Raw genomic sequence first — 17276 nt, 5'->3', positions numbered from 1 at the left:
CTGTGCTGACAGTAGAAGGTACAAATGTCGTTTGTATGACGATGAGGTGACGTTTTGTGACAGTGCCGGATGGCGGCACCCGGCCTACAGATGTCAATCCCGTAGGCCGGATAAGCGCAGCGCCAGCAGGCACCGCAGGTCAGAAAGGATTAACGCAGGATTTTTTTCTCCGCCAGATCCAGCGCGAAGTAGCTGAAGATCAGATCCGCGCCCGCGCGTTTGATCGAGCCTAAGCTTTCCAGCACCACTTTCTCTTCGTCGATCGCGCCCGCCATCGCGGCGAATTTGATCATGGCGTATTCGCCGCTGACCTGATACGCGCCGAGCGGTAATTCGGTACGATCGCGGATATCACGCAGAATATCCAGATAAGCGCCAGCGGGTTTCACCATCAGGCAGTCCGCGCCCTGCGCTTCGTCGAGCAACGACTCGCGAATCGCTTCACGGCGGTTCATCGGATTCATTTGATAGGTCTTACGATCGCCTTTCAGTGCCGTACCGGCCGCTTCACGGAACGGGCCGTAGAAAGAGGAGGCGAACTTGGTGGAGTAGGACATGATGGCCGTATCCGTAAACCCGGCGGCATCCAGCGCCTGGCGAATCGCCTGCACCTGACCGTCCATCGCGGCGGAAGGGGCAATAAAATCAGCGCCCGCAGCAGCGGCGACCACCGCTTGTTTACCGAGGTTCGCCAGGGTTGCATCGTTGTCGACGCCGTGTTCGCACAGCACGCCGCAGTGACCGTGGGAGGTGTACTCACAGAAACAGGTGTCAGACATCACGATCATTTCTGGCACGGTTTGCTTGCAGATGCGCGACATGCGCGCCACCAGGCCGTCTTCTTTCCAGGCATCGCTGCCGGTGTCGTCGGTATGGTGGGAAATGCCGAAGGTCATCACTGAACGAATGCCGGCGTTGGCGATGCGTTCAATCTCGCGTGCCAGATGTTTTTCAGGAATGCGCATGACGCCAGGCATGGCGTCGATCGCTTTGTAGTCGTCGAGTTCTTCTTCAACAAAAATCGGCAACACCAGGTCGTTTAAACTGAGTGTTGTCTCTTCAAACATGGCGCGCAGCGCAGCGGATTTGCGCAGGCGACGGGGGCGTTGGATTAGGTCTGTCATGGTATGCCTGATGTTTGTGGAATCGAAACGTCGAGTATACCTGAACCTGCCGCGAGGTGTTTTACGAAAGTTGTCCTTATGTGAAGTATTGCGGGTTGCTGTTAATGAAGCGATTAAATATTCGCAATTAGTATTTCTATGAATAAGATTATTTTTGTTAGTGATACATTTATTTCTGGTTTTAATTTTATTAAATGTTGTTTTAAGCTCTTCTGTTCTTTATTTATTGGTGATTTCTTTATTTCTTCATCATATATCATTCAGTTAAATAAGTAACTTCTATTTTCCTTTCTAATTTATTGAAAAGTGGCGATTTAAAAAATATCTGTGATTTTGCTGGTGATTTTTTAATTGTCCGCTTTCGGACATTAAACAAAGAATAATTGAACCTTTCAATGCTGACGCCGCATAATCGACCTGCGAAACATAAAATGTTTTCTATGCATTGATAATTGATGGATCAACTATATTACGTCCCTGAGGAGGGATGACAAATGCACTCCTGGAAAAAGAAACTTGTAGTCTCACAATTAGCACTGGCCTGCACTCTGGCAATCACCTCTCAGGCAAATGCTTCTACGGATATTTCTGGAACCACCTACACAACATTCAACCACTATAACGACGCAACCTACGCTGATGGTGTTTATTATGATGGTTACGTAGGCTGGAACAACTACGCGACCGATAGCGTTTATAACGGTGATATTTATCCGGTTATCAACAACGCTACCGTTAACGGCGTAATCTCAACCTACTATCTGGATGATGGTCTTTCTACCAACACCAACAGTAATAGTCTGACAATCAAAAACAGCACCATTCACGGGATGATCACCTCTGAGTGCATGACCACTGATTGCGTGGGTCGCGATGCGACCGGTTATGTTTATGACCGTCTGGCGCTGACTGTTGATAACTCAACCATCGATGATAACTACGAGCATTATACCTATAATGGCACGTACACTGATGGTACGGCGGATACGCATGTTGTTGACGTTTACAACCTGGGTACTGCGATTACGCTGGATCAGGAAGTTGACCTGGTCATCAAAAATAATTCCCACGTTGCGGGTATTACGCTGACTCAGGGTTATGAGTGGGAAGACATTGACGATAATACCGTTAGCACCGGCGTCAACAGCGCTGAAGTGTTCAACAACACCGTCACGGTGACTGACTCTACGGTGACCTCTGGCTCATGGTCAGATGAAGGGACTTCCGGTTGGTTCGGTAACACCAACAACGCGAGCGATTACAGCGATTCTTATACTGCTGATGACGTGGCGATTGCGGCGATTGCGCATCCGAATGCGGATAACGCAATGCAGACCACTGTTAACCTCAGTAATTCTACCCTGATGGGCGATGTTGTTTTCTCCAGCAACTTTGACGAAAACTTCTTCCCGAACGGGGCGGATACTTATCGTGATACGGACGCTGACCTGGACACCAACGGCTGGGATGGCACTGACCGTATGGATGTTACGCTGAACAACGGTAGCAAGTGGGTTGGCGCGGCAATGTCCGTACATCAGGTTGATTCTGATGGTGACGGCGTGTACGACAGCTTTGCTGCGGGCACCGATGCCACTGCGACGCTGATCGACATTGCGGCTAACAGCCTGTGGCCTTCCTCCACTTACGGCATTGACAATAATGACACCGCGTATGGCGAAGATGGTCATGTTGTTGGTAACGAAGTCTATCAGAGCGGCCTGTTCAATGTGACGCTGAACGGTGGTTCACAGTGGGATACCACGAAAACCTCGCTGATTGATACGCTGAGCATCAACAGCGGTTCCGTCGTGAATGTGGCAGACTCTGATCTGGTTTCTGACAGCATCTCCCTGACCGGCGGCGCGGCCCTGAATATCAATGAAGATGGTCATGTTGCAACTGATGAACTGACAATCAACAACAGTACCGTCACGATTGCTGATGATGTGTCTGCTGGCTGGGGCGTGTACGATGCCGCACTGTATGCAAACACCATCAACGTCACCAACAACGGCGTTCTGGATGTGGGCAACAGCACCGCGTATGCGCTGCAAGCTGATACCCTGAATCTGACCAGCTACACCGATGCTAACGGTAACGTGAATGCCGGTGTCTTCAACGTTCACAGCAACAGCTTTGTGCTGGATGCCGATCTGACTAACGATCGTACTAACGACATCACTAAGTCTAACTACGGCTACGGTGTGATCGCGATGAACTCTGATGGCCACCTGACCATCAACGGTAATGGCGATGCCTGGACTGGCGATCAATCTGAAGTCGATAACGCGGGTGATAACGTTGCTGCGGCAACCGGTAACTACAAAGTGCGTATCGATAACGCGACCGGTGAAGGTTCTGTCGCTGATTACAAAGGCAAAGAGCTGATCTACGTTAACGACAAGAACAGCAAAGCCACCTTCTCCGCAGCGAACAAAGCTGACCTGGGGGCATACACCTATCAGGCTCAGCAGGAAGGCAACACTGTTGTTATGCAACAGATGGAACTGACCGACTACGCGAACATGGCGCTGAGCATCCCGTCTGCAAACACCAATATCTGGAACCTGGAACAAGACACCGTTGGTACTCGTCTGACCAACTCTCGTCATGGTCTGGCTGATAACGGCGGCGCATGGGTGAGCTACTTTGGCGGCAGCTTTGATGGCGACAACGGCACCATTAACTACGATCAGGATGTGAACGGCATCATGGTCGGTGTTGATACCAAAATTGACGGTAACAACGCTAAATGGATTGTCGGTGCGGCGGCTGGCTTTGCGAAAGGTGACATGAGCGACCGTACCGGTCAGGTGGATCAGGACAGCCAGTCTGCCTATATCTACTCTTCCGCTCGCTTTGCCAACAATGTCTTTGTTGATGGTAGCCTGAGCTATTCTCACTTCAACAACGATCTGTCTGCCAACATGAGCAACGGCCAGTACGTTGATGGCAACACCTCTGCGGATGCGTGGGGCTTTGGTCTGAAACTGGGTTATGACTGGAAACTGGGCGACGCTGGCTATGTCACGCCGTACGGTAGCGTATCCGGCCTGTTCCAGTCCGGCGATGATTATCAGCTCAGCAACGACATGAAAGTTGACGGTCAGTCTTATGACAGCATGCGTTATGAACTGGGTGTTGATGCAGGTTATACCTTCACCTACAGCGAAGATCAGGCGCTGACGCCTTACTTCAAACTGGCCTATGTTTATGACGACGCAAATAACGACGCCGACGTAAATGGCGATTCCATCGATAACGGCGTAGAAGGTTCTGCGGTACGTGTTGGTCTGGGCACTCAGTTCAGCTTCACCAAAAACTTCAGCGCTTATACCGATGCCAACTACCTCGGTGGTGGTGATGTCGATCAAGACTGGTCCGCGAATGTGGGCGTTAAATACACCTGGTAATTGTTTTTCATGATGAAAACGCAGGTGATTTAATCAAAGGAAATGCCCGTCATGGATATGGCGGGCATTAATGCAAGGATGCGCATATGCTGTCTCTGAATAAACCACTTCAGGAATTTAGTAAGCTCGATAAGTGCCTGTCTAAATACGGCACGTACTTTGAGTACGCCGATGAAAAGCAGGTTGTCTATTCGAATGATGCCAATCAAGGCGATACGTTTGTCATTTTAGACGGTCTCATCTCTTTGCGCAGAGGGGAGAACGTGCTTATGGGGATAACGCAGGCTCCCTTTATTATGGGTATTGCTGATGGCGTGATGAAAAATGATATCGAATATAAATTAGTCACGGAAAGTCGTTGTACCGGTTATTTTCTTCCTTCTTCCCACGCGATAAAAATCCTTGAGCAACACCAGTTATGGCGTGAAGCCTTTTGCTGGCTGGCATGGGAAAACAGAACTCTGGAACTGCGCGATCTGCAATTAATTGGCAACAACTCGTATGATCAAATTCGGGCGACGTTGATCGCGATGGTTGACTGGGATGAAGGGTTGCGAGCGCGTATTGGCGTGATGAACTACATTCATCAGAGAACGCGAATTTCCCGTTCCGTAGTGGCTGAAGTGCTCGCCGCGTTACGCAAAGGGAACTACATCGAAATGAAAAAAGGCAAACTGGTCAATATCAACCATTTGCCTTCAGAGTATTGATCAGGATGCGGGCACGATCAGCGGTTTATTTCCGCTCAATTCTGTTACCAGGTCGTTGATGCCATCGCTCATATTAGTAAATCGCGTAAGCGGTGAGCGAGTGACGACCACAAAAGCGCCAACGTTGTGTTGCGGAATCATCGCCATATAGGTGATGAAACCACCGCCGCCGCCGGTTTTTTGAATAATCCCCGGACGTCCGTTTTTAGGCGCCATATAGACCCAGCCTAAGCCCAGCGCATCGGCTTTGCCCGGCACGTCCATACCTGTCACCCGTGTGAGCTGAGTTCGCTGATAAATCAGCGTCTGCATACGATCGGCCTGATTACTGCGATGATAAAAGTCGGATGAGAGATATTGCTGCATCCAGCGCATCATATCTCCCGGCGTGGAATAGACGCCGCCGCTGCCAATTGCCGCCAGCGTGTTGTTACAGGGACTGGCCCCTTTCTCCGCCACCATCAGGCGCTTGCACTGATCGGGGGAGGGGGTAAAGGTTGTGTCTTTCATCCCCAATGGGCGCGTAATCTGTTCTTCAAATAACTGCGTGTAGGGTTTGCCGGATGCGGTTGCCAGCGCGTCAGCCAGCAGGTCAAACGCAAGGTTGGAATAAGACGCCTGCGAGCCAGGAGCCGCTTTTAGCGTTGCGGTAGAGAGGTAGCTCCAGCGCTGTTCGCGGGTTGGCCAGACAAATACCGGGCGATGCGGCGCGCCGCCGGGTTGCTCACGCGGCAGGGCGCTGGTATGGGTCGCCAGATTCACCAGGGTGATAGGCGTTCCGTTGTAGGTCGGTACGCGCACACCGGGCGGGGCATACTTGCTCAGCGGGTCGTGTAATTTCACCGTCCCCTGATCGAGCAGTTTGACCAGCATCTCGCTGGTCATGAGTTTCGTGATAGACGCAATGCGAATAACGGAGTCCAGTTGAGGATGTACGTTATTGCCGGGGCGAGTCTCCCCGAAACTGCGGAACACGCGTTGATTACCATCAATCACCACCAGCGCCATTCCCGTCGCGCCGCTGCCGTAAAAGATGTGGTTGGCATAACGATCAACGATATCGGAAGCGAAAACCGGATCGGTGATTGGCTGTGCCGCCTGGACAGATGTCAATGACGCCGCGCACAGCACGGCAGAAAAAAGCAGACTACGTTTCAACGGTTGTGTCCATCAGTTAAATGAAAAAACTATGCGTATTTATACTACCTGGCGGCGCGTTGCAAAGCGCTAAAAAGACAATAATAGTGTGAAAAACGTAACGACGAGTAAACAGGGCATTTTTTCCCAATCGCGAATGTCCGCTTTTGTGATCCCGCGCTTGTGGTAACCTTGGTCGGTTTTTGGGTTTCGCCTTCCTGTTGCCGTTGAAGGGAGCCGAAACTCGCTGAAACAATTCTGAAAAAACGATGTGCGAACTAAGCTGGCGAATACGGGTCACAATGCTCGGTTTCCGTCGCGGTTTTGTTGGGCCTAGCCCGTCTTGTCGCGCTCAGCGCTGCGGCAAAAGCACAGCAGTCGTCATAACGATAAGAAGTTAGCAGGAGAGCATCATGTTTAAGTCTTTTTTCCCAAAGCCGGGGCCGTTTTTTATCTCGGCGTTTTTTTGGGCGCTTGTCGCCGTCATTTTCTGGCAAGCGGGCGGAGGCGCCTGGGTTGCGCATCTTACTGGCGCTTCCGGTGATGTTCCCATCAGTGCCGCACGCTTCTGGTCGCTGGACTACCTGATTTTCTACGCGTATTACGTCCTTTGCGTCGGATTGTTTGCGATGTTCTGGTTTATTTATAGCCCGCATCGCTGGCAATACTGGTCGATTCTGGGCACTTCGTTGATCATCTTTGTGACCTGGTTTTTGGTGGAAGTAGGCGTGGCGGTCAACGCCTGGTACGCGCCGTTTTACGACCTGATCCAGACGGCGCTGAGCTCGCCGCATAAGGTCACTATCGAACAGTTTTACCGTGAAGTCGGCGTGTTCCTCGGGATAGCGCTGATTGCCGTAGTGATTGGCGTGATGAACAATTTCTTCGTCAGCCATTATGTGTTTCGCTGGCGTACCGCGATGAACGAGCACTACATGGCGCACTGGCAGCATTTGCGCCATATTGAAGGCGCCGCGCAGCGTGTGCAGGAAGATACGATGCGTTTTGCCTCTACGCTGGAGAATATGGGCGTAAGCTTTATCAATGCCATCATGACGTTGATCGCCTTTTTACCCGTACTGGTTACGCTGTCTGCGCACGTACCGGATCTGCCGATCGTCGGGCATATTCCTTATGGGCTTGTTATCGCGGCTATCATCTGGTCGCTGATGGGAACAGGATTGCTGGCCGTGGTGGGGATCAAACTGCCGGGGCTGGAGTTTAAAAACCAGCGGGTTGAGGCCGCTTACCGTAAGGAGCTGGTCTACGGTGAAGACGACGCCAGCCGCGCTACGCCGCCCACCGTGCGTGAGTTGTTCAGCGCGGTGCGCCAGAACTATTTCCGCCTCTACTTCCACTATATGTACTTCAACATTGCGCGCATTCTCTATCTACAGGTGGATAACGTTTTCGGTCTGTTCCTGCTGTTTCCGTCGATTGTTGCCGGTACGATTACGCTGGGCCTGATGACGCAGATTACCAACGTGTTTGGTCAGGTGCGCGGTTCCTTCCAGTATCTGATTAACTCCTGGACCACGCTGGTGGAACTGATGTCCATCTATAAACGTCTGCGCAGCTTTGAGCGCGAACTGGATGGGCAGGATATACAGGAAGTGACGAATACATTTAGCTAACAAACAAAAGGAAACGTTATGTCGGCGGCGTCCCGTCTTTACCCTTTATCATTCCTGGCTGCGTTGGTGCTGGCAGGGTGTAGTAGCCAGCCTTCGCAACCGCTGAAAAAAGGGGAAAAACCTGTCGATGTGGCAAGCGTGGTGCGCCAGAAAATGCCCGCCAGCGTAAAAGACAGGGACGCGTGGGCGCAGGACATCGCAAAGACCTTCGAAAGCCAGGGGCTGGCGCCAACGGTTGAGAATGTTTGCTCGGTGCTGGCGGTGGCGCAGCAGGAGTCTAACTATCAGGCGGACCCGGTGGTGCCGGGGTTGAGCAAAATCGCCTGGCAGGAGATCGACAGGCGTGCTGAGCGGATGCATATCCCCGTTTTTCTGGTGCATACCGCGCTGAAAATTAACTCCCCGAATGGAAAAAGCTACAGCGAACGTCTGGACGCGGTGAAAACGGAAAAACAGCTCAGCGCGATTTTTGATGATTTTATTAATATGGTGCCGATGGGGCAGACGCTGTTCGGTTCGCTTAATCCGGTGCATACCGGCGGGCCGATGCAGGTCAGCATCGCCTTTGCCGAACAGCACACAAAAGGTTATCCGTGGACCATGAACGGGACGGTTCGCCAGGAGGTCTTTAGCCGCCGTGGCGGACTGTGGTTTGGAACCTGGCATCTGTTGAACTATCCGGCGAATTACAGCGCGCCTGTATTCCGTTTTGCTGATTTTAATGCCGGTTGGTACGCCAGTCGTAATGCGGCATTTCAGAATGCGGTCAGTAAAGCCAGCGGCGTTAAGCTGGCGCTGGACGGCGACTTGATTCGTTATGACAGCAAAGAAGCCGGGAAAACGGAACAGGCAATCCGTAAGCTGGCGGGCAAGCTGGACATGAGCGACAGCGCGATTCGACGTCAACTGGAAAAGGGAGACAGCCTCGCTTTTGAGGAGACGGCGTTGTACGAGAAAGTGTATAAGCTGGCGGAAGCCAAAACCGGTAAGGCATTACCGCGCGAGATGTTGCCGGGTATTCAGCTGGAAAGTCCGAAGATCACCCGTAATCTCACTACCGCGTGGTTTGCTAAACGTGTGGATGAGCGTCGGGCGCGTTGTATGAATTTGTAGGCCGGATAAACCTGGCGTCATCCGGCACAGGGAGGGTTACTGATGACGGTGACGCCAGCGCAAAATTACGGCAATGACGCCAAAAATCAGGCAACCTGTCAGGAAAGGCACCAGTCCGAAAATGGTGCCGACGCCTAATCCAATTTCCACGCGGGGGCGTCCGGTCTCTTGCATCTGCATCAGATGTTCATAAACGCCAGGCGCGTGAACCAGAAGGTTCAGGATCTGCGCCCCTGCCCAAAAGCAAAACAGCACAAACACGGCATAGGCGATATTACCTGGCGTGGAGGAGGTATCTCGATGTTTCCCGCTAAACAGGGATTTTGAGAGGGTAAAGTCAGCCATAAAGACCTCCGGGATAGTCTTCTGCACGAATCTGGCGTCATGCCAGCGGCTTATCGTGAAGTCTGACAGGTCATCGTGTTTGTCAATATCAGAATGATGGTAATTTCACTCAGGGATGACTCCTGGATTGCGGATTTTTTGTTTGATGTCACAATTTTGTTACCTTAATCTAAATTGATTAACATTTGAGAAATTCCGCACAGGCCACAGACGCTCAGGCAGAAATGTGCGAGGATGATTTTTTATTGTTTTAGCGTCGGAGCTGTCATGAACCTGCCTGTAAAAATTCGCCGTGACTGGCACTATTATGCTTTCGCCATTGGGCTGATCTTTATTTTGAATGGCGTGGTGGGGTTGTTGGGCTTTGAAGCAAAAGGATGGCAAACCTACGCGGTAGGCCTGGTGACGTGGGTATTCAGTTTCTGGCTTGCCGGGCTGATTATTCGTCGCCGTGAGGATGATAAAACCGAAGAAGCTTAATGCGGTAGTGTGCCGGATGGCGGCATCGGCCTACGGGCGTAAAACGTCGTAGGCCTGATAAGCCACAGCGCCATCAGGCGATCAACACCAGATGGCGCATCGTCATCATGACATGCTGGTTTTCAGGGCGTTATCCGCCGCATGACGTTCCAGCGCCAGTTCAATCAGACGGGTAATCAAATCGGTATACCCTAAACCACTTGCCTGCCAGAGTTTCGGGTACATGCTGATGTTGGTGAATCCCGGCAGCGTATTGATCTCGTTAATCACCACCTCGTTTTCCGCCGTTAAGAAGACGTCCACGCGCGCCATTCCCGCACAACCTAACGTCTGGTACGCCTGAATGGCGATCTGGCGGATCTTGTCGTTCACCTCTTGCGGGATTTGGGCGGGAACCACGACCTGCGCCCCGTTGTCGTCGATATATTTGGTGTCGTAAGCGTAAAAATCGCTGTTCAGGACGATCTCGCCGCAGGTGCTGGCCTGCGGGTGATCGTTGCCCAGCACGGCGCACTCGATCTCACGGCCTTTGATCCCTTGCTCAACAACCACTTTGTGATCGAATTCGAACGCCAGCGCAACGGCCTGTTCATATTGCGCTTCGCTGGTGACTTTGCTGACGCCCACAGAGGAGCCCTGATTTGCGGGTTTCACAAACAGCGGCAGACCCAGCCGGGACGCCACTTCCGCAAAACGGATCGCATCGCGATTCGCGCGAGTCAGCGTAATAAACGGCGCGATGTTCAGCCCGGCATCGCGCAGCAGACGTTTGGTGACGTCTTTATCCATGCAGGCGGCGGAACCTAGCACATCGGAGCCGACAAACGGTAAATTCGCTACGCGCAGCATCCCTTGCAGCGAGCCGTCTTCCCCCAGCGTGCCGTGTACGATCGGGAAAATGACGTCCACCGTCGGCAACGGCTGGCCGTTCTGTGCGTCAATTAACTGGTGTTCGTGTTTGCCCGGAACCTGCGCCAGGCTGGTAGAAGAGGGGCGCAGCGTAATGTGCGCGGGGTCGTTTGCATTCAGCAGATAGTTTTCGGCATCGCTGACATGCCATTGCCCTTGTTTATCAATGCCTAACAGCACAACGTCAAAGCGGGCTTTGTCGATGGCATCGACAATATTTTTTGCCGATTGCAAAGACACTTCATGTTCCGCTGATTTACCACCAAATACGATACCTACCCGCAATTTTGCCATCTTAAAAACCCATTCCATCGAACGCAAAGCGTATACATTACCACGACAAAACGTCGGATTCGCGGGCTTCTGCCATAATGTTTAAGGGAATCAGAGAGGAGGGGGCGTGAAAGGTAAGGGTTGGCTTGCGATTGTGCTGCTGGGGGCCGTGGGGGTGGTGGGTTACCGCTCTCTTCCGTCTCATTACAATCCTTTTGTTCCCCTGCAACTGTCCGACCCTCCGGGCTGGCTCACCAAATTCAAACTACAGCGTCTGACGCCGCAACAGTGCCAGGGATTACTTGAGCAGGCCAATCGCCAGGGAATGATCTCGTCGCAACCCGTTGCCGACAGCGCGGGCGAATGTCCGCTGTCAGACGTGGTACGGGTCAGGCATTTTGGCTCCGTGTCGTTGAGCAGCAGTTTCCTGGCCTCTTGCCCGCTGGCGCTGAGTTCTGCGCTGTTTGTGGCGCGCCAGGCGAAACCGCTAACCCAGTCGTTTATGGGCAGTCAACTGACCCGTATTGAGCACCTTGGCAGCTATGCCTGTCGCAATATCTATCACCGGGCGGATGCGCGTCGCAGTGAACATGCCAGCGCACAGGCGTGGGATATCAGCGGTTTTCAACTGGCGGACGGTCGAAAAGTTACGGTTCTGCGGGGATGGAAGGATGAGAAAACCGCCCCCTGGCTGCGCGCGATGCTTAACGCCAGTTGCACTTATTATGGCAATGGACTGGGGCCGGAGTACAACGCCGCGCACGCCAACCATTTCCATCTCGGTATGCGCGGATACGGGCTTTGTCGTTGAAGCATAAATCCCTGTTCTGAACGGGTATATAATGTGACATATTTCACAAATCTGATGAACGGGGAGATAAAATAGCAAAATAGAGGTTACCGCATCTCTGGAACCGCTTCTGCTGACGCAACTTGCTAAGCTGGTGAGCGTTTTCAGCTATTTATCGTTATGAGCACTTATGGAATCCTGGAAGGTTAATCTTATCTCCGTCTGGTTCGGCTGCTTTTTTACCGGGCTGGCGATCAGTCAGATCCTGCCATTTTTACCGCTGTATATCTCGCAAATGGGCGTCACTTCGCATGAAGCGCTCTCCATGTGGTCTGGCTTAACCTTCAGTATCACCTTTCTCATCTCCGCGATTGTTTCGCCCATGTGGGGCAGTCTGGCTGACCGTAAAGGCCGCAAACTGATGCTACTGCGCGCATCGCTCGGCATGGCGATCGCGATTTTACTTCAGGCGTTTGCGACCAATGTCTGGCAACTGTTTCTTTTGCGCGGCGTCATGGGGCTTACCTCCGGGTACATTCCTAACGCGATGGCGCTGGTGGCTTCGCAGGTGCCGAGAGAGCGTAGCGGCTGGGCGCTCAGCACGCTTTCCACCGCCCAGATCAGCGGGGTGATCGGCGGGCCGTTAATGGGCGGAGTTATTGCCGATCATATCGGGCTGCGGGCGGTCTTTTTTATTACCGCCACGTTGTTGATGGTGAGCTTTCTGGTAACGCTGTTTTTAATTAAAGAGGGCGTTCGTCCGACTCTCAAAAAGAGTGAACGACTGAGCGGCAAAGCGGTTTTTGCCTCATTGCCCTATCCGGGTCTGGTGATTAGCCTGTTTTTCACGACGATGGTGATACAGCTCTGTAACGGTTCGATCAGCCCCATCCTGGCGCTGTTTATCAAATCCATGCTGCCGGACAGCACGAACATTGCCTTTTTGAGCGGATTAATTGCGTCGGTGCCCGGCGTTTCAGCGCTCATTTCCGCCCCCCGCCTTGGCAGACTTGGCGACAGGATCGGGACGGAAAGGATTCTGATGGCGACGCTGGTCTGTGCCGTGGTGCTGTTTTTCGCCATGTCGTGGGTGACGACGCCGTTCCAGTTGGGGGTTCTACGTTTTCTGTTAGGTTTTGCCGATGGCGCGATGCTGCCTGCCGTACAGACCTTATTGGTGAAGTATTCCAGCGATCGAATAACCGGCCGTATCTTTGGTTATAACCAGTCGTTTATGTATCTCGGAAATGTGGCCGGGCCGCTGATGGGGGCATCCGTATCGGCGATGGCGGGCTTTCGCTGGGTATTTGTCGCGACGGCGCTCATTGTGCTGGTGAATATCTGGCAACTGGCGATTGCGTTGCGCCGCCGTCACGCTGCCTGAGATCCGCTGCTAATCGTGATCATGTGCAGAAAGCATTCTGTACATGATCCTTTCTTTGCTGCCAAATCCAATGTAGATCACAAATTGACCATTAGTTGTGTAAGAGAACTTCTTTTTTCTACTGTTACGCGTATACAGTTACGCGTAACAGTTATAGAAAAAGAGGTTTTTGATGAAAAGTATTTTTAGTCTTGCAGGTAAACGCGCATTGATTACGGGGTCAGCGCAGGGAATCGGTAATTTGCTGGCAAGGGGGCTGGCAGAGCATGGCGCCAGCCTGGTGATTAACGACATTACGCAGCAGCGGGCGGAACAGGCCGCGAGCACACTGACGGCTCTGGGTTATGACGCCGTGGGTTATGGGTTTGATGTCACTCACGCGGCGGAGGTGGAAAAAGCGATTGCGCATATTGAGCAGGAAATTGGGGCGATTGATATTCTCATCAATAATGCCGGTATCCAGCGTCGTTACCCCCTGACGGAATTTCCTGAAGCAGAGTGGGATCGCGTTATTGATGTCAATCAGAAATCCGTATTCCTTGTTTCTCAACAGGTAGCCAAATATATGATGGCGCGCCGGGAAGGGAAGATTATTAATATTTGTTCCATGCAGAGTGAATTAGGCCGGAAAACAATTACACCCTACGCTGCTTCAAAAGGCGCGGTGAAAATGTTGACGCGAGGAATGTGCGTGGAACTGGCGGAATATAATATTCAGGTTAACGGTATTGCACCGGGCTATTTTGCCACAGAGATGACGGAAGCGCTGGTGAACGACGACGCCTTTTCCGCCTGGCTGTACCAGCGCACGCCTGCCGCGCGCTGGGGAAAGCCGGAGGAGTTGATTGGCGCGGCGGTTTATCTTGCGGCCCCGGCCTCGAATTTTGTTAACGGTCATATTCTCTTCGTCGACGGCGGAATGTTAGCTGCGGTATAGACTCATTATCAAAAGGAATGTGTATGAACGCTCTTGCTAAATTACCAGCCCGGCGCTGGTGGTATTTAATGCCGATTATTTTTATTACTTACAGCTTAGCGTATCTCGATCGCGCCAATTATGGTTTTGCCGCCGCGGCAGGTATTGAAACCGATCTGGGTATTACGAAAGGAACCGCATCCTTAATTGGCGCGCTTTTTTTCCTCGGGTATTTCTTTTTTCAGGTGCCGGGGGCTTTGTACGCCGTTAAACGCAGCGTACGGAAAATGATCTTTTTCAGCCTGATCCTGTGGGGAATATGTGCCGCCGCGACGGGGTTTGTCAGTAATATTCCCATGCTGATGGCGATCCGTTTTACTCTTGGCGTGGTTGAGGCGGCGGTGATGCCAGCCATGCTGATTTATATCAGCAACTGGTTTACGAAAACCGAGCGCTCGCGGGCGAATACCTTTTTGATTTTGGGTAATCCGGTCACCGTGTTGTGGATGTCGATTGTCTCCGGTTATCTGATTCAGGCCTGGGGATGGCGCGAGATGTTCATTATTGAGGGCATCCCGGCGGTACTGTGGGCATTTTGTTGGTGGGTGCTGGTTCGTGATAAACCGGCTGATGCCAGCTGGCTGACGGCGGAGGAAAAAGAGACGCTGCAACAGGCGATGGATCGTGAGCAAACCCATATTAAACCGGTACGTAACTACGGGGAAGCCATGCGCTCGCGTAACGTTGTCATGCTGTGCGCGGTACATGCTTTGTGGAGTATCGGCGTGTATGGATTCATGATGTGGATGCCATCCATCCTGAAATCAGCGGCCCAAATGGATATCGTATCCGTCGGCTGGCTGGCCGCCGTGCCCTATCTGGCGGCGATCTGTCTGATGCTTACCGTATCGTGGTTATCGGATAAGTTTCAGAACCGTAAGCTGTTTATCTGGCCGTTGCTGCTGATTGCCGCCATCGCTTTCTTATGTTCCTGGCTGTTGGGGAGCAACGCTTTCTGGCTCTCTTATGGATTGCTGGTGGTTGCCGCAGCCTGCATGTACGCGCCTTACGGCCCGTTTTTTGCCTTAATTCCTGAACTGTTGCCGCGTAATGTGGCGGGCGTGTCGATGGGCTTAATCAACAGTTTCGGCGCGTTAGGGGCATTCCTCGGCGCATGGCTGGTGGGGTATCTCAATGGCCTGACGGGCGGGCCGGGCGTTTCGTACACCTTTATGGCGATTTCCCTGCTGGCCTCGGTGGTATTGATGTATAACGTGCGCGCTAACCAGGCGCCGTCGTCCACATCCTTACAAACCGGGAAAGCGGTGGGCTAATCCGGCCGGATAAGATGCAGTCCCTCGCTGGCTGTGTTAAGGTTCTCTGCGAATTGATCACGCTGTCTTTCGCAGAGAACTTCATGAAAAACAATCGGATGACCTTGCAGGATATCGCCACGCTGGCTGGGCTAAATAAGATGACGGTAAGCCGTTATCTTCGCGATCCCAATCAGGTCTCGCAGCGTAGCCGCGAGCTGATTTCGAAGATCATGGAGGAGAATAATTATATTCCCAATCGCGCCCCCGAGATTTTGCTTAATGCGCGCAGTAAAACGATCGGGGTGCTGATTCCCTCCTTTCGCAACCAGATTTTTGCCGATGTCCTGGCGGGGATTGAGTCGGTGACTTCCGCTCATCAATACCAGACGCTGATCGCTAACTATGAGTATGACCCGGAGCGGGAAGAGCGCGAAGTGCTTAACCTGCTCTCCTACAACATTGATGCGCTGATTCTGACCGGAAAACAACATACTGAACGTATGGTGCAGTATGTGCGCGCCAGCGGTATCCCCGTGGCGGAGTTAATGGATATCACCGAGCATTGTCTGGATATGCAGGTTGGTATTGATAACGAAAAAGCCGCGTGGGATATGACTCAGGCGTTTCTGGAGGCGGGAAAACGCGCCGTGGCGTTTTTCGGCTCAATGGACGACCCGCGTGATGTCAGTCGCTATCGCGGCGTTGAGCGTGCGCTGAACGAACAGGGGTTACAGCCTTACCATGTGGTGCCAAAAGCCATTTCGTCACTGGCCTTAGGTCGTCAGTTGTTTTTGCAGACGATGCGCGACAGACCGGATATTAACGCGATTTTTTGCACCAATGACGACTTAGCCGTTGGCGCGCTGCTGGAGTGTCAGTCGCAGCAGATCCCCGTTCCGCAACAGGTTGCTATTGCCGGATTTCATGGCCTGGAAATCGGCCGCGCACGTTTGCAAAAAATAGCGAGCGTGATTACCCCCCGCTACGATATGGGAAGCGTAGCCGCAGATATGCTGATTAAACGTCTGGGCGGAAAAGAGACGCTGGACAGGGTCAATCTGGGATATCAAATATATTATGGCGATACGCTTTAAGTTAAATTCTGGCGTATTTACTATAACTTTAATTTATGCAATGGCGTGACTATTTATACCCTGATTTTTTACGGTTGAATTATTTTCTTGCGAGAAACGTTTCGCTCCATTTTGTCAGCGCATTATTTACAGAAAGTCTTTCCTTTATCATAAAAATACTACTTTTACCCTCTAGGCAGTCGTGAACCATAATGATAACGTCAGCATTCCTCGGATAAGGAAATACGGTCATGAAAAATCTCATTTCAGAGTTGTTGCTGAGGCTCGCCCAAAAAGAAGAAGAGTCGAAAGAACTGGTTGCTCAGGTAGAAGCGTTAGAGATTATTGTCACGGCGATGCTGCGTAATATGGCGCAAAATGAGCAGCAGAAGCTCATTCATCAGGTTGAGGATGCGCTCGACGGCGTAAAGCCGGATGCCAGCGTTCCAGATTACGATACGGAATTGCTGCGCCAGTATGTAAAAAAGTTACTGAGGCATCCTCGTAGCTGATCGTATTCAGAGTAAACACTGTCATAACCTTGTCACGTCAGTTACCTATAGTCGCTTTGTTTTTATTTTACTGTATTTATACCCGTTGTACTTCAGGTTGCATATGTATTGGCTTTCTGTAACCCGAATTATTTAGGGTAGGCA

General features: G+C 51.9%; 15 protein-coding genes. 11 read left to right on the top strand and 4 right to left on the bottom strand.

The features are described from left to right. Positions 1-149 precede the first annotated feature (149 nt). On the bottom strand, positions 150-1124 hold the full coding sequence (gene hemB, locus OGV82_RS01800; protein WP_012133626.1) for a porphobilinogen synthase: 975 nt from the start codon (positions 1122-1124) through the stop codon (positions 150-152). Positions 1125-1618: 494 nt separating this feature from the next. Between hemB and ehaB the strand changes: the two genes are divergently transcribed. Beyond that, the gene (ehaB, locus tag OGV82_RS01795; RefSeq protein WP_012133624.1) at positions 1619-4540 is read left to right on the top strand and encodes an autotransporter adhesin EhaB; all 2922 of its coding nucleotides are present in this window, start codon (positions 1619-1621) and stop codon (positions 4538-4540) included. Positions 4541-4626: 86 nt separating this feature from the next. Further along, positions 4627-5250, top strand: coding sequence for a hydrogen peroxide resistance inhibitor IprA (gene iprA / locus OGV82_RS01790; RefSeq protein WP_047458555.1), 624 nt, complete (start codon positions 4627-4629; stop codon positions 5248-5250). Here the strand turns inward: iprA and ampH are convergent, their stop codons facing one another. Then, the gene (ampH, locus tag OGV82_RS01785; protein ID WP_047458552.1) at positions 5251-6408 is read right to left on the bottom strand and encodes a D-alanyl-D-alanine-carboxypeptidase/endopeptidase AmpH; all 1158 of its coding nucleotides are present in this window, start codon (positions 6406-6408) and stop codon (positions 5251-5253) included. Between the two features lie 392 nt (positions 6409-6800). Between ampH and sbmA the strand changes: the two genes are divergently transcribed. Both sbmA and OGV82_RS01775 read left to right on the top strand, forming a co-directional pair. Further along, complete coding sequence (gene sbmA / locus OGV82_RS01780; protein ID WP_047458548.1) at positions 6801-8021, top strand: peptide antibiotic transporter SbmA; 1221 nt, start codon at positions 6801-6803, stop codon at positions 8019-8021. A gap of 18 nt (positions 8022-8039) precedes the next feature. Beyond that, positions 8040-9134, top strand: a complete 1095-nt coding sequence (locus tag OGV82_RS01775) for a DUF1615 domain-containing protein (protein ID WP_012133619.1) — start codon at positions 8040-8042, stop codon at positions 9132-9134. A 36-nt stretch (positions 9135-9170) separates the two neighbouring features. On the opposite strand, the gene OGV82_RS01770 is transcribed toward OGV82_RS01775, so the two are convergent. Beyond that, on the bottom strand, positions 9171-9479 hold the full coding sequence (locus OGV82_RS01770; protein ID WP_024130611.1) for a YaiY family protein: 309 nt from the start codon (positions 9477-9479) through the stop codon (positions 9171-9173). Positions 9480-9746: 267 nt separating this feature from the next. On the opposite strand from OGV82_RS01770, the gene OGV82_RS01765 reads away from it, so the two are divergent. After that, a complete protein-coding gene (locus OGV82_RS01765) occupies positions 9747-9959 on the top strand; it encodes a DUF2754 family protein (protein ID WP_024130610.1) in 213 nt (70 codons plus the stop codon). A 105-nt stretch (positions 9960-10064) separates the two neighbouring features. Here OGV82_RS01765 and ddlA read toward each other — a convergent pair whose 3' ends face one another. After that, positions 10065-11162, bottom strand: coding sequence for a D-alanine--D-alanine ligase (ddlA, locus tag OGV82_RS01760; protein WP_047458545.1), 1098 nt, complete (start codon positions 11160-11162; stop codon positions 10065-10067). Positions 11163-11268: 106 nt separating this feature from the next. On the opposite strand from ddlA, the gene OGV82_RS01755 reads away from it, so the two are divergent. From OGV82_RS01755 to iraP, 6 genes are all read left to right on the top strand, one after another. Next, positions 11269-11952 carry an extensin-like domain-containing protein gene (locus OGV82_RS01755; protein ID WP_047458542.1) on the top strand — a complete coding sequence of 228 codons (684 nt, stop codon included), beginning with the start codon at positions 11269-11271 and terminating at the stop codon, positions 11950-11952. A gap of 169 nt (positions 11953-12121) precedes the next feature. After that, a complete protein-coding gene (locus OGV82_RS01750; RefSeq protein WP_047458539.1) occupies positions 12122-13315 on the top strand; it encodes a multidrug efflux MFS transporter in 1194 nt (397 codons plus the stop codon). A 172-nt stretch (positions 13316-13487) separates the two neighbouring features. Continuing rightward, positions 13488-14252, top strand: coding sequence for a gluconate 5-dehydrogenase (idnO, locus tag OGV82_RS01745; protein ID WP_012133612.1), 765 nt, complete (start codon positions 13488-13490; stop codon positions 14250-14252). Between the two features lie 23 nt (positions 14253-14275). Further along, a complete protein-coding gene (locus OGV82_RS01740) occupies positions 14276-15565 on the top strand; it encodes an MFS transporter (RefSeq protein ID WP_024130608.1) in 1290 nt (429 codons plus the stop codon). An 83-nt stretch (positions 15566-15648) separates the two neighbouring features. Beyond that, positions 15649-16641 (top strand): DNA-binding transcriptional regulator IdnR, encoded by a 993-nt coding sequence (gene idnR / locus OGV82_RS01735; protein WP_024130607.1) that lies wholly within the window; start codon positions 15649-15651, stop codon positions 16639-16641. Between the two features lie 230 nt (positions 16642-16871). Further along, on the top strand, positions 16872-17132 hold the full coding sequence (gene iraP / locus OGV82_RS01730) for an anti-adapter protein IraP (RefSeq protein WP_012133608.1): 261 nt from the start codon (positions 16872-16874) through the stop codon (positions 17130-17132). The last annotated feature ends 144 nt before the right edge of the window (positions 17133-17276 follow it).

Source organism: Citrobacter sp. CK191 (assembly GCF_030333435.1).
Lineage (GTDB): Bacteria > Pseudomonadota > Gammaproteobacteria > Enterobacterales > Enterobacteriaceae > Citrobacter_B > Citrobacter_B koseri.
The sequence above is the reverse complement of the archived record's forward strand: the minus strand, read 5'-3'. Positions and strand labels throughout refer to the sequence as shown.

Bases quoted from the DNA above. Each gene is read 5' to 3' on its own strand.
- iraP (WP_012133608.1), top strand. From the start codon at position 16,872: ATGAAAAATCTCATTTCAGAGTTGTTGCTGAGGCTCGCCCAAAAAGAA.
- OGV82_RS01740 (WP_024130608.1), top strand. From the start codon at position 14,276: ATGAACGCTCTTGCTAAATTACCAGCCCGGCGCTGGTGGTATTTAATG.
- iprA (WP_047458555.1), top strand. From the start codon at position 4,627: ATGCTGTCTCTGAATAAACCACTTCAGGAATTTAGTAAGCTCGATAAG.
- idnO (WP_012133612.1), top strand. From the start codon at position 13,488: ATGAAAAGTATTTTTAGTCTTGCAGGTAAACGCGCATTGATTACGGGG.
- OGV82_RS01775 (WP_012133619.1), top strand. From the start codon at position 8,040: ATGTCGGCGGCGTCCCGTCTTTACCCTTTATCATTCCTGGCTGCGTTG.
- ddlA (WP_047458545.1), bottom strand. From the start codon at position 11,162: ATGGCAAAATTGCGGGTAGGTATCGTATTTGGTGGTAAATCAGCGGAA.
- OGV82_RS01765 (WP_024130610.1), top strand. From the start codon at position 9,747: ATGAACCTGCCTGTAAAAATTCGCCGTGACTGGCACTATTATGCTTTC.
- idnR (WP_024130607.1), top strand. From the start codon at position 15,649: ATGAAAAACAATCGGATGACCTTGCAGGATATCGCCACGCTGGCTGGG.
- hemB (WP_012133626.1), bottom strand. From the start codon at position 1,124: ATGACAGACCTAATCCAACGCCCCCGTCGCCTGCGCAAATCCGCTGCG.
- sbmA (WP_047458548.1), top strand. From the start codon at position 6,801: ATGTTTAAGTCTTTTTTCCCAAAGCCGGGGCCGTTTTTTATCTCGGCG.
- OGV82_RS01770 (WP_024130611.1), bottom strand. From the start codon at position 9,479: ATGGCTGACTTTACCCTCTCAAAATCCCTGTTTAGCGGGAAACATCGA.
- OGV82_RS01750 (WP_047458539.1), top strand. From the start codon at position 12,122: ATGGAATCCTGGAAGGTTAATCTTATCTCCGTCTGGTTCGGCTGCTTT.
- ehaB (WP_012133624.1), top strand. From the start codon at position 1,619: ATGCACTCCTGGAAAAAGAAACTTGTAGTCTCACAATTAGCACTGGCC.